Source organism: Spirosoma litoris (genome assembly GCF_054776755.1).
Genome location: NZ_BAAHBI010000010.1, coordinates 257,475 through 270,385, shown reverse-complemented (window position 1 = coordinate 270,385; position 12,911 = coordinate 257,475). Strand labels below are relative to the sequence as shown.

The window sequence follows — 12,911 nt, the reverse complement described above, 5'->3', positions numbered from 1 at the left end:
TAAGTCGCAAAGGTCGCAAAGATTGGCAAACTACCCATACTGCTCCTGCCATTCCTTTTTCAACTTCTTATAGGTTTCATCTTCGCGTGCTTCCAGATACTTTCCATAAAAAATCCGGGCCGATTCTGCTTTTATGGGGTCTTCATCACGCGGAAGCTGCTCGCGGCCATGCGCCCCCGACTGACCTTTTTTATCATCCGGAACGGGGCCGTTGTATTTCTGACCACTGGCATGATTTGCGTAACGCCTTGAGCGCGTGTAGCCCATTTGTAAAAACTTCCGAGCCATATCCATGCCAATGAAATCCCCATTGGCTTTATAATCCAGAAAGAGCTGATAAATCTTTTCGGATGACTCACGGGCGATTTCCGGTGTTTTAAACCGCCAATATGGGAGAATTTCGGACTTATAGGGCTGTACCAAAAGTACGCCCATCTCTCCTTTTCCGACCCGATAAAGTTCAGGCTGTTCGCGGAGATTTAGATTTCGGTAATCGAGATCATAGTTAAAGGCACGGTCAGTTGAGGGCATTGGCTTACGGCTAATTGTTGCTACTTTTTATAACAATAAACAGAGTAAAATAGCTATTCTCACGGCAAACGAGAGTTGAGTTGATACGGCACCAATGCGTTTATTTCGGTCAAGCCACGCCAATGGTCTACCGTTTTTTTATACTTTCGTTCTAAAAGATTACCTATGATTTGGTACAATAAACCGGCAATCTGGTCGGAAGAACGGGACTGGCTGTACCTGCGGGCCGAAGGCGACACCGATTTCTGGCGGGTGACTCATTATGAGTTTATCCGCGATAACGGGCATTTCTATTATCGTGAGCAGGCAGGTGATTTTGTAGCCAGTGTGAAGGTGTCTGGCCAATATAAAAATCAATATGACCAGGCAGGGTTGATGCTGAGGCTCGACAATCGCAACTGGATCAAGACGGGGATCGAATATGTTGATGAGCAACAACAGGTAAGCGCAGTAGTTACGCGCGAATTTTCAGACTGGTCGGTGTGCCCGCAACCTCATAATCCACCGTTCGTTTACTTCCGTCTTACCCGACAGAACAACTCAGTACGCATTGATTATTCGTTCGACGATTTTACCTATCAAATGCTGCGGTTAGCTTACTTTCCTGCCGATGTTTCTGTACAAATCGGCCTGATGGCAGCCGCTCCCGATGGCGGAGGATTCGATGTGACTTTTGAGCAGTTCTCAGTATTGGACATTTCGTAAGTTTCCCTTAAAACCTGCTGCAACTCTTGAGCCCATTTCAGGGTCACGTTTGATAAAGCACTAAAATCCATGAAGAACTACGCTGTATTTGCTTTCTTAGTTAGTCTGACACTCACGAGTAGCCTTCTTTATGGGCAAGCGAAAACTGCTACTGAGCCTTTCCCAACCTACCAACAAATCAAACGATCTGATTCTGAAATCATAGATTATGTATCGAAGGATGTGAAGTCTGAGTTTGCTTATAGCTATACTATCAAGATATTCGACTATCCAGACGGTACTGTACTCTATATTCTTAATGGCAAGCCAACGCTCAATGGCAAGTATGCAAAAGAAGTAGTCAACAAATCGGGGAATCACATTACCAACATGGTCATCGAACGCCCAACTGAAAATCGGAAGCAGGTCATACGTATTGATTACACAACAAAGCAGTAATCAAACCATAACAAAAAAGAAATCCCGAAATCCATGGATTTCGGGACTTCTCGTATAGGAAAACCTTAACTTATTGATGACTTTCCATCTCGCTACCTTTCTTGCAGCAGCTGGGTAATTTGTTGTAGCCTACAGGATCGGCAGTTACTTCTTCGGCGTCGTAGCCGGTTTTACTGATATTGGCTTTCAGTTTAGAAATATCCGTCTTGGCAGGATTGTATTTAATGGTAACAACTTTCGATTTTACATCCAGGTCAGCTTCTTTAACCCCCTTTTCGAAGGCCAGATTCCGTTCGATACGGGCCTTGCACATGCCACAGATGGCCGATGTCTTGATCTTAACTTCCTTCTCTTTGTCGTCCCGATTTGGCGCACTGGCAAACGAGTTGCCCAAAAGCACCAATGAGGTCAGGGCGGTTAGAAACAGGTTACGCAACATAGTTGTAAGTGGTTTATAGTGAATTGATAACGAAAACTCAATTAAATTGGTGCCCACGTAGATACACCCAGTAGGCGGAATTTTATTTAGTTACTGATTCATTCCTTTCATTCGACCATGTCCCGAATGATTCATCGTTCGCATTGTCATTAAACTGGGCGACAAGCGGAGGTAAATTTCTCCTGAAACGGGCGTTTTCCCATAAAATGTTTCCAACGATGAAGAAGGCATACTCCCTGTAATTTGTACCCCCAGCACTAAGTCGGTATTGTGTGTCTGTACCAGCCGATAATTGGTGCCAAGTGTCAAATTATTAATCACAAACTGTTGATCTTTAGTAATTCGGCCAATTTCACTAGACGAAGTTGGCTGGTAAAGGCCCATTTCCTCCGCCGATTTCGTCACATTCTCATAGCGCCCGTACACCGCTAGTTTATTCATTTGCCAACTACTTTCGGCCAGAAATGAGTTTTCGCCTGCCCCATCGTGGCTATTTCGCCCCCAGATAAGGGCCGATGTTACGTACTTGTCCGGCCCTAACCCTTTACTATGCAAAATAGATGCCGTTGTTCGGGTTATGTTCTCCTCTGGGTGCGCTTCTTCTGGACTATGCAAAAATCCCTGCGAAAACTGCATGGCAAAAGAAGGCGACGGATTTACCGACAGTCGATAGGAATAACTGTTAAATTGAGGTTTGTCGAAGTTGTACCGATTTTCGTCAGGCTCTCGCCCTTTGAACGTAGAACCTTCCAGCTTCATCCATTTATAGCGAAAGCCAACTGTTGCTACACCAAATAAGATGTGCGTGGCATCCTGCCAGTGATGGCTTAAGGGTGCATCTGGATTGTTGAACGACGAAATGCGGTGCATAAAGGCAGGTGGCCCCAAAGCAGGCTCGCCGGGATAACCAACGTAGCCGAATAAGTCGATGTCTTTGCTGAATGCATGACTGTAGCTGACCGAAAGCTCCGAGACCAGATCGTGCGGGTGTTGTTTATCAATCAGTGGCTGTCCTTTGTAGGATTCGCCAGTTTGAAACAGCAAGGGATAACCACCATTCCCCACGGTAAGTGGATCGAGCGAAATCATAGCCCGCACCTGAAATAGCCCCCGTTGTCCAACTTTCCGCTGTGCCATGCCCATAACCCAGTTCGGTGCCCCAAATTGACTTCCTTGCCCCCGCTTACTGTCATTGTTGATATTTTGACTGGTGTAACGCAGATAAACAGCATAGTGCAGCATGTAACTCCACTTCTTGTTCGCAGGCTGACTCATGTAGGCATACATAGGCGTATTATCTGGATGCCACGACGTACCCGATCCGTTGCGGTTCATGGATAGATTACGAGACAATGAGTGCGTCATTCCCATAGTTGTATCCATCGTAAAGCCAAAATTTCGGGTATCCTGAGCGTCCATCATACCGGCCATATCCATGCCCTCATGCTTACTCATATCCATGCCGCTATGCATCGAGTGGTTCATCGGCTTGGTTGTATCGCCAGCAGATTTACTTTTTATTGGCATAGACATACCTTCGTGATGTTGGTGCTGCGCCATAGCGATGTGTACAAAGCCGAGAAAAAACACCAAAATAAATTTATTCATAACGCTGTAATTCAATAAATTGCTTTGATTCAGGGTACGAATCCTACCTGAACGGTACCTTCTTGCTCCCACAAACAGAGTACCTTATTTTTAGGCATTAGCGCCAACTTAGGATAGCCTCCTGTACTGATAAGAGCAGGTTTTGTCTGACCGGGCGATGTACCCCAAATTTGACCATCCTGTTGAAAGACAATGTAATTGCCCCCGGATGTTGTCACAATCTTTGCATTCTTACCCGTGGCATATTCAGTTTCGGGTTGCCCTGGTTTGGCAATAAATAACTTATCGTTTCGGCGCCATACAGTCGAGAGCTTACCATCTGTAGCCATAAATAGACCTCCCCCATCCATTGGACAAGCCTTTAATGGCCAGGTACCTTCGCCTAGTTTTTCGGCCTTACCAAATGTTTTCCCTCCATCGCTTGACCGGACCAGATACATATCACGGGCACCGTTGATGAAATTGCGAAACATAATAGCAACCTGCTGGCGCTGGCTTACAATCGAGAGCTGACAGCATTCACAGACTGTTCCATCCGGCGATTGGTATAAAACCTGATTGGACAACCACGTTTGTCCACCATCTATCGAGCGTGCTCCTACGATTTTGTTCTGGTTATCTCCCCGCAAATCGAGCCAAATGGCCATATACGTATTATCGGGTCCGGCGGTTAGGGCTACAAAACCCTCTTTGGCTACATCGCCTACATCATTCACCCGAACCCGTTTCTGCCATTTCCCCGTCGCATTTACTCGAGTATACGACCAGACATTGCCCGCTTTATCAATGGCCGTTACCACCACCGACTGTTTAGTAGCCGCGATTTGTGGCCCTCTCGACGCGCCCAGATGCAATCCTGGCAGGCTATCGACCTGCACAGGTTTGGCAAACTGGTCACCATCCGAAGTGTAGGTATAGTAAATAAGTTCGCCTTGACCGTACACGATATGCACCTTTCCGGCGGGGTCGGCGGCTACCGATGGATGCTTGCCTTTACCTACTTGTTTGCCCGTAATCGCTGGCGGGCCGATTAGTAGGTTCATTATAAACAGAAAACTAAGTAATGAATGCATCGAATTGATTGCAGGTTTTGTATAGACTAATTGCTTTAGTACTGCTTGTACCCACGGAGGGAGTGTTTATTGCGAAACTAGCACGCTCTAAAGACCGTGGGTACAAGCACTAAAGCCATCAAACGTTTTATGCACTTGCCGACATAGACCGACATTCTTCGGCACATTTGCGACAGGCTTCAGCGCAGGCTTTACAATGCGCGTGATGGCCCGCGTGTTTTTCACATTCTTTGGCACAGGCTTCACAGACTTCGGCACACAATACCATAAAATCGCGGGAGAAATCGGAGCCCCTGGCATCCAAACGGCCGCACAGTGTACAGATATCAGCACAATCGCGGCAGAGTTTAATGCAAGCCGTCATGTCATGACCTTTTCCATCTTTGTCGCCCATTTCCAGGCAAGCCGTTACGCAGGCTTCGGCGCATTCGAAACAGGTGTCTACATGGGTATGCGTGTGTTGCATCGTTTCCATAATCGTTGTTGTCGTTTTATCGACCACCGTTGGTCTGACAAAATAACTACACACACTCGATAGGGTTTTTACATAATTAGGGACGAACTGTATAAATACAGCTAATAGTGCCTATGCAGTCTGAAGCAAGTTGTTTAGACTTTGCTCCAAGTCGGCAATAGATACAAAAAGGTCTTCCTCAAGGGAATGTCGGCTATTCCCCATCATAATTACATGGTAATAAGCCGAATACCTCATGCCCATTAATTGAGACAGATACCGAAAATGATCGACAACCATCGTAGACGTGAACAGCTCGAAGAGGTGAGTACCCGGCTCACACCAAATAATGTTGGTGAATGAAGCGCCATGCGGCCCAATGATGAACGACGCATTTTTGTAGATAGCCACCTGTTCGGCAACAGACCTGGGCCTGTCATCAATAATGGTGAAATTATACTTTTTCAGTAACTCAATCAGGGCGTCTTCGTTGACCACACGCCGTCGGCCTGAACGGCTTATGTAGATTCGGTTATGGGCCGTTCGTACTGGTTTCACTTGGCTTTCGACCTGCTTTTTCAAGGCTACAATATCAGCCATATTCGGATAAAACCAGTGTCCGCTATTCCCAAGTATACACTCGTTAAATTGAATCTCATACAGGCGACTGTCCAAAGTACGATCTGGTGCAAACCCAATTAACGACAGATACTCACGTTCATACTCCGTATTAAACAAAGGATATGCCAGAACGGCTTCAGCAAAAACAGCCTCGGGTAGCGCTTCCCGGATTCGGCACAATTTTGCCGCCACCAAAATCACAAAATCATAATACCCTCCAAAAGCAATACCATCTAACATATGCGTCCAGGGGGCAATGAGAATATCGTGCACAACTCGGGTCCGGTTTCCTTTTTTCAAGAAGTTTTGCACTAAATGATAGCGCTCGAAGTCGGTGCAAAGTAGTTTAGTATTCGTCAGGATGCCGCCAAACGGCAACTGAGTCGTTTTAGAGGGGATTGGTTTATAATCCCAAACATAGCTCTGGTGGGCAACCGCTTCAATTGGCTTAAACACAAGGGTCGCGGGATGAGCTGTATTGGGGACAGCAGGCAGTACGATCTGGGTTTCCGGACAAACCGCCACAATGTACGAACTTAGGTATTCCTCTGTCTCTTGCTTCGTTAACAAGACAACTCCAAATCGCTTCAACAGCGCTTCCAGAAAGGTTTTTAGTAGATCCCGTAAACGTCTCATCATCAGAATTTATACTGTTAAAGTTACCGTTTACCTAAGCACTCTGTGTCGAACGTGCTGTTCACCATCGCCCTATCGATTATCCTTTCCCCTCACCCGATTCGTTCATGAACAATGCATCCAAATTTCGCCGATTTACCTGAGTCGCCTTCCGAAACTGGCCAGGTGTTTGGCCCGTCACTTGCCGAAATTGGGTCGATAGGTGCTGAACACTACTATAACTCAATCGCCAGGCTATTTCGCTCAGGGTCAGCTCATCATAGCGCAACCACTCTTTTACTTTCTCAATTTTAAGCGCTATAATATACTTTTCGAGGGTGTGTCCTTCGCTGGCCGAAAACAAGTTACTCAAATGCGAGTACTCATACCCGATTTTACGCTCTAAAAAAGTAGAATAGTTTTCGGTTGGCAGCCGTTCCCCTTTCAGATGCTGGATTTCATTTATTAACAGAATTTTCATCTGCTCAACCAAAGCCTGCTTCTTATCATCCACTAAGTCGAAGCCATTCGCCTGCATGACTTGGCGAATCGTAGCCAAATCAATCGTTGACGGAGCATTCATTACGTCCACTTCACCCAGTTCAACCCGGCCTAGTATTAAGCCAAGTTTTTCTAACTCCTCACGTACAACCCGCTTGCACCGGTCGCACACCATATTTCGGATGGTCAGTGTCATTAGTTTACGGGTTTAAATCGAAATCCTACATAAATCATGCGCCCGGTTACCGGCCCCCACGCCCGGCCAGCGGCATCAAAATCGGGTCCGTACGGATTACTGGCATCGAAAATAGGATTCAACTGCCGAAATCCCGTCAGGTTTTCTCCGCCCACATAGAATTCCAAACCACTCCTGAATGCCCGGCTTAACTGTGCGTTCAGATTGGCGAAACTCGGAGAGTAATCAGTTGGCACATTTTCATTACTTGGGTGAACGTAGCCTTCGCGTAGGTAGTGAATACGGCGGGGGCCGTTCCACTGCAAGGTTGCATCAAATTTCCACTTATCGAAAGGCAACGCATACGCTACATTCAGCAATACTCGCTCACGGGCTACCATCATCCTGGGTAGCAATAAGGTATCACCATCAGGCATGGCAGTACTTTGCCGCGTATCAAAAAGCCGATAGGCCAGTTTCACATCGAATCGACGGGCGGGTTGTACGTTCAACTCAGCCTGGAAGCTATTGGCAAACGAGCGGCCATGATGGTATTCGTCATTCAGATTGTAAAAATAGATGCTCGACGAATTCTCAACATTAACCACTAACTGGTTCTGAAAATCAGTCCGATAATAATCAAGCACCAGTGATGCTTTTTTGCCTAACAAAGTAAAATCTTGCGTCAGGCTTATCCCATAGTTCCAACTGATTTCGGGTTTACGTGGCCCCAGCTGCCAGTTGACGTAGGGTCCGGCATTCTGGTTTTCATACATAAAAATAGCCCGTGAACTGACCAGGAAACCCATATTTTCGCTGATCGGGTTAGCTACCCGAAAGCCCCGTCCGCCCGAAACCCGTACGGTCAGGTCCCGATTGACGTTGTATTTAAGGTGCGCCCGCGGAGTCCATTGAGGCCCGAACAAATTGTGGTAATCGAAACGTCCGCCTAATACCAGCGTCAGTTTTTCAGGATATGTATAGGTATATTCGGCAAATATACCCGGCACCGATTCTGTTCGTTTAGTTAGCAGGGAACCCAGCTCTTCCCTGTAATCATCTAACAGATAGCTCAATCCAGCTTTATAGGCGTGATTTGTATTGCCGATGATATTCTGATAAATCAGGTTGGCGTAGATGGTTCGTTGCTGGCCAGTATAGGGTCGAAACCCGATAACGGCTGTTTGATCGTGATGAACTCCGTTAATAATTAAGCCTAATCCCTGATAAGGTTTATTCGGATACAGAACAGCTGTTTTTGAGAAAAACTCCAAGCGTTTTGTGGTATTCCCAAACTTATACCGATTGTCGCCGAAGCGCGACAGTTGGCCACCATCACGGTCTTCATAAAGCGCTTTTACCCCAAATTGCGCCATAAACCGATCACTATTGTATTTGTATCGATTAATGAGGTTAAGCTGTGTATAAAGTGGCAAATCGCGAAAACCGTCGTTGTTCTGGTCAATTTCTGTACGCAGTGTACTGGCATGACCCAAAATACCGACACTCCATTTGGGGGTTGGTACAATCGCTGGCTGCGTTTGCGCACGTCCGGGCCATAGATACTCCGGTTCACTTTTTTTGGTGGACAATACTTTCGACCAATTGATATTGCCTTCAAAACGCCCAAAACTGTTAGCATAAGCATTGAGAAACAGTTTGTTGGCATCATCTGGCTTTTGTAGTTCGACGTTCATCTGGCCACTCATCGACTCATAGCCGTTGACTACCGAGCCAGCACCCTTACCGACATCGATACTCGTAATCCAGGTACCCGGAATATAGTTTAAGCCAAAAGTCGTAGCTAATCCACGCACCGTCGGGATATTTTCAACATTCGTCTGCACGTATTGACCGCCCAGCCCCAGAAACTGGATCTGCTTAGCGCCCGTAACGGCATCGCTATACGACACACTCACCGACGCATTGGTTTCGAAGCTTTCGGAGAGGTTGCAGCAAGCCGCTTTGGCCAGCGTTCGCTGGTTGATGAATTCGGTCTGGATTGGGTTGATTCGATCGACCTGGCCTGGAGCGCCCGATACGGTTACTTCCTGTAACGTTCGGGTGCTTCGTAGCGTTATAGCCACTTCGGCAGTTCGGCTGGTCACCGTAATGGTATCAGATTGATAGCCCACATAACTCACAATCAGCCGATTGGAAGTTGTTTGAAAAGGCAATTGAAAATGGCCTGCATCATCTGTCAGCGTCCCTACCGATGTATTAGCCCATTGCACTGTTGCGCCTACAAGTGGCACTTGCTTTGTATTGACCAATTCGCTTACCCGCCCGCGAATAGATGTTGGTTGGGTAGAATCGGCGGTAAAAATTTGGCGGGGTGCAGCCTGAACGATGCCTGACTGAGTAAGCCACGGAGCAATCGTCAGCACCACAATCCATAAACAGAAATTTTTCATGAATTCGTTGATTGATAAATAAATACGGCAAAACCTGCACCAATAGCTACTGGCGTGGGAAAAACAGATCAATCAGCGTATCAAAGAAGGAGACTACGAACGAGCGTCAGAATATCACGCCCGGAAAGCGAAGGAGGAGATGGGAAAGCCGAAACAGATGACGATTTCCCGGCAAAAATCCACTCAAAAAACCAAGTTAGTACACTAACGACACCCGCGGCAATCGTTTCGGTGATGGTTTTAACAAACTTGGCTACTAATTGACTCAGCGAAGACGAAATGTCGACATTCTCGTATTGCTGATTATCCTGGCAGCATTGTGTCTTTTTAACGAGTGTTTGCTCATCAGGCATAGCTCCTTTGTCGGTAGCACAACCTGTTTGCGTTTTGGCATCGCTGAACGCAACAACCATCGTTTTTTTCTTACCACGCATCTGGCACGAATGCTCCACCAACCCAAAGCCAGTACTGCTCAGCAGCACGACGCAGGCCATTAGTAGGTTGAAGTATTTGAACAGAGTGCGTTTCATGACGGGACAAATATCCGGATTTGCTCCTATTCAACGCAACTATTTGTGAATGAAAGTCCTGAATTTCATAAAAAAAGACGGCCATTCTGTAAAAAATGGCCGTCAAATGGAGTCAGGAGTAGTCAGAGGGTGGTTCAGGGTGTTCAGGTAATAGTCAAGAGTTGTTAGGAATTACCAATCAACTATATCTGACAACACCTGACCATACTTGACAACCGTCTGACTATTTACGTTAAACCGTCTCTGGTTCAGGCTTTATCACCTCACTCAATGGGCGAAGATTACGTTGTTCCTCTTCGTTATATGGGAAAACTTCCAGGATTTTGGTTGTGTTAACGTCCGTAATCTCAAATGGATCGAGGGCCGTTTTCAGGCTTATTTCTACCCGCTCGTAAGCCTCTTTAGGCGTCACGGCATTCACCAACATTACACTCGGTGTTTTTTTCTGTTTACCCGTCTTTTCGTCATCCGTGATAAACATCGCTTTGACTTTGTACCACACTTCGCCCCCATCTTCATTATAAAAGACATCGGCTAATTTCATGCGTGAGATATTCGTAATCTCAAAATCGGGCGTGTTGGCAGCAATTTCCTGGTAAAGACGTCCTTCGGCTTCGGTATAGCTGACGGCATCCACCAGATAAGCTTCGGTCACGGTTTTTTGCTTGATAAATTCTTCATTCCGGCTGCCGACATTCGAGTCGTCAATGGGTTGCTGATAGCGGATTTTTCCGAGAAACCAGTTGGGCATTTTAACGAATTTTAGTACGTAAATAGAACACAAATTGGGCTGCAAAGGTGCCGAAAAAAGAGTGAAAGAGCGAAAGAATGAATGAGTGAATAATTGATGTGCCAGCTACTTTTCACTCATTCATTCTTTCACTCTTTTTTGCTCGCCCGGTTGGCCTGTTTGATGGTTTGTTCGATCATATCCCACTGCTCAGAAGTGACTTTTTCCAGATGACTAAACTCACCTGCCATGAGTACTTCGCCCCCATCAATCGTAATGCTTTCGCCCGTGATGTACCCGGAGTAATCCGACAGCAGGAAAGCCGCCAGATTGGCGAGTTCGCCGTGTTCGCCAACACGATGTAAAGGGATACGGCTCGTTGGGTCCATCATGCTGGCCAGCGGTTCGGGAAACAACCGATCCCAGGCACCTTTCGTCGGGAACGGACCAGGTGCAATGGCATTGAGTCGAATACCGTATTTCCCCCATTCGGCAGCCAGTGATTTCATCATGATCAAGGCCCCACCTTTGGCTACAGCCGACGGAACTACATATCCTGAACCCGTAGTGGCATACGTAGTTGAAATGTTCAGAACGGTACCCGGAATTTTGCTCTCGATCCAATACTTTCCTACCGCCAACGTGAAATAGTACGTTCCGCGCAGGACAATATCGACAATCGTATCAAACGCTTTGTACGACAGGCGCTCAGTGGGACTAATGAAGTTTCCGGCAGAATTATTCAGCAAGCCATCAATACGACCAAATTTCTCAATGGTTTTGGCCATGACGTTTTCAATCTCAGCCGTATTACGAACGTCGCAGGGCACGGCAAGAACGACACCTCCTGTTTCCTCCATTAACTCACTCGCGGTGGCATCAATTACCGCTTGTCTGCGACTGCAAATCGTGACATTAGCTCCAAGCTGGAGTAAATACCGACTGACCGATTTCCCCAAACCGGTACCTCCGCCGGTAACAATAATGGTTTTCCCTTTCAGCGCGTCGTCGCGCAGCATGCCTGTAGCGTTCATTTCTTAAAGAGTGAAAGAGCGAAAGAGTGTAAGAGTGAAGAACATTCGCGTCAGCTTTTCGCTCTTTCACTCATTCACTCTTTCGCTCGTTTAATAACCTCGATTTGATTTCTTATTAAACTCAGCTTTACGTTTCTCCATGGTGGCCTGCATGGCTTCAGAGAAATCGGAGGATTGTAATTGGCTCGAATTCCAGACCGCTACGTATTGCAGGCCATCTTCGATGGATTTGTTTTGGCTGTAATTCAGTACTTGTTTGGCACCTTGCACGGCTGTGGCGGGGTTATCGGCGATCTGCTGGGCAAGTGTTGCCGCGGCCGCAAATAAAGCATCGGGCGTATCGTAGACGTGGTTCACTAAGCCCGTACGCTCAGCAAAAGCCGCATCATAATCGGCACCGGTAAAGGCCATTTCGCGGGTAAATCCCTGACCAATAATGTTAGGAAGAAATTGCAATCCGCCAATATCAGGTGTTATGGCCAGTTTGGCTTCGCGTAAACTGAATTTGGCATCACGGGAACAGAGTCGGATGTCGGCGGCCGAAATCATATTCAACCCTCCCCCAATACACCAACCATGCACAGCCGCAATGACTGGCTTAGGCGATTCATGCATTTTCTGAAAACCCGACTGCATCTGCCGAATTTGCGTCATTAGCTCTACGCGTTGCTGAGCCAATACGGTTCCGGTGGTCATTTTTCCCAGCAGAGGCATCATCTGTGGAATGTTGAGGCCATAACTGAAATGGTCGCCACTGCCCCGAAATACAATACAACGAACGTCGGGCTTCTGGTTGATTTCGTCCATTGCTTTGGGAAGTTCCGCCCAAAACTCTGGTCCCATTGCATTGCCCTTGCCAGGCCCCAGTAGCGAAACGGTCATCACGCCATCGGTCTGCGTGAAGGATAAAGATTGATATGTCTGTTCCATTACTTAATAGTATGCATGCATACGAATTGCGTAAAGGTAGCAGAATTACCAAATGCAATGCAACCCGTTGCCTAAAAGCTGGAACAGGAAAGCGAACAAAAGCAGGCACCTAC

General features: G+C 46.8%; 14 protein-coding genes. 2 read left to right on the top strand and 12 right to left on the bottom strand.

Annotated features, from left to right (window positions below):
* Nucleotides 1-30: 30 nt before the first annotated feature.
* Nucleotides 31-531, bottom strand: a complete 501-nt coding sequence (locus ACYVGR_RS07570; protein ID WP_460955148.1) for a DUF4385 domain-containing protein — start codon at nt 529-531, stop codon at nt 31-33.
* A gap of 165 nt (nt 532-696) precedes the next feature.
* Between ACYVGR_RS07570 and ACYVGR_RS07565 the strand changes: the two genes are divergently transcribed.
* Nucleotides 697-1,236 carry a DUF1349 domain-containing protein gene (locus ACYVGR_RS07565; protein WP_460955146.1) on the top strand — a complete coding sequence of 180 codons (540 nt, stop codon included), beginning with the start codon at nt 697-699 and terminating at the stop codon, nt 1,234-1,236.
* Nucleotides 1,237-1,305: 69 nt separating this feature from the next.
* A complete protein-coding gene (locus ACYVGR_RS07560) occupies nt 1,306-1,674 on the top strand; it encodes a hypothetical protein (RefSeq protein WP_460955144.1) in 369 nt (122 codons plus the stop codon).
* Between the two features lie 70 nt (nt 1,675-1,744).
* On the opposite strand, the gene ACYVGR_RS07555 is transcribed toward ACYVGR_RS07560, so the two are convergent.
* From ACYVGR_RS07555 to ACYVGR_RS07505, 11 genes are all read right to left on the bottom strand, one after another.
* Entirely contained in the window at nt 1,745-2,113 is a 369-nt protein-coding gene (locus tag ACYVGR_RS07555; protein WP_182463445.1) for a heavy-metal-associated domain-containing protein, read from the bottom strand.
* A gap of 90 nt (nt 2,114-2,203) precedes the next feature.
* Nucleotides 2,204-3,721, bottom strand: coding sequence for a hypothetical protein (locus ACYVGR_RS07550; RefSeq protein WP_460955142.1), 1,518 nt, complete (start codon nt 3,719-3,721; stop codon nt 2,204-2,206).
* Nucleotides 3,722-3,750: 29 nt separating this feature from the next.
* A complete protein-coding gene (locus tag ACYVGR_RS07545; RefSeq protein ID WP_460955140.1) occupies nt 3,751-4,764 on the bottom strand; it encodes a sialidase family protein in 1,014 nt (337 codons plus the stop codon).
* A gap of 157 nt (nt 4,765-4,921) precedes the next feature.
* Entirely contained in the window at nt 4,922-5,269 is a 348-nt protein-coding gene (locus tag ACYVGR_RS07540) for a four-helix bundle copper-binding protein (protein ID WP_460955138.1), read from the bottom strand.
* A gap of 111 nt (nt 5,270-5,380) precedes the next feature.
* The gene (locus ACYVGR_RS07535) at nt 5,381-6,508 is read right to left on the bottom strand and encodes a glycosyltransferase family 61 protein (protein ID WP_460955136.1); all 1,128 of its coding nucleotides are present in this window, start codon (nt 6,506-6,508) and stop codon (nt 5,381-5,383) included.
* Nucleotides 6,509-6,584: 76 nt separating this feature from the next.
* Nucleotides 6,585-7,181, bottom strand: a complete 597-nt coding sequence (locus ACYVGR_RS07530) for an AraC family transcriptional regulator (protein ID WP_460955134.1) — start codon at nt 7,179-7,181, stop codon at nt 6,585-6,587.
* On the bottom strand, nt 7,181-9,574 hold the full coding sequence (locus tag ACYVGR_RS07525; RefSeq protein WP_460955132.1) for a TonB-dependent receptor: 2,394 nt from the start codon (nt 9,572-9,574) through the stop codon (nt 7,181-7,183). Before ACYVGR_RS07525 ends, ACYVGR_RS07530 begins: the two co-directional genes overlap by 1 nt.
* Nucleotides 9,575-9,654: 80 nt before the next feature.
* The gene (locus tag ACYVGR_RS07520) at nt 9,655-10,104 is read right to left on the bottom strand and encodes an HYC_CC_PP family protein (protein ID WP_182463451.1); all 450 of its coding nucleotides are present in this window, start codon (nt 10,102-10,104) and stop codon (nt 9,655-9,657) included.
* 232 nt (nt 10,105-10,336) lie between these two features.
* Complete coding sequence (locus ACYVGR_RS07515; protein ID WP_460955130.1) at nt 10,337-10,855, bottom strand: DUF4494 domain-containing protein; 519 nt, start codon at nt 10,853-10,855, stop codon at nt 10,337-10,339.
* A 128-nt stretch (nt 10,856-10,983) separates the two neighbouring features.
* Nucleotides 10,984-11,868 (bottom strand): SDR family oxidoreductase, encoded by an 885-nt coding sequence (locus ACYVGR_RS07510; RefSeq protein WP_460955128.1) that lies wholly within the window; start codon nt 11,866-11,868, stop codon nt 10,984-10,986.
* A gap of 90 nt (nt 11,869-11,958) precedes the next feature.
* Nucleotides 11,959-12,798, bottom strand: coding sequence for a crotonase/enoyl-CoA hydratase family protein (locus ACYVGR_RS07505; protein ID WP_460955126.1), 840 nt, complete (start codon nt 12,796-12,798; stop codon nt 11,959-11,961).
* Between the last annotated feature and the right edge of the window lie 113 nt (nt 12,799-12,911).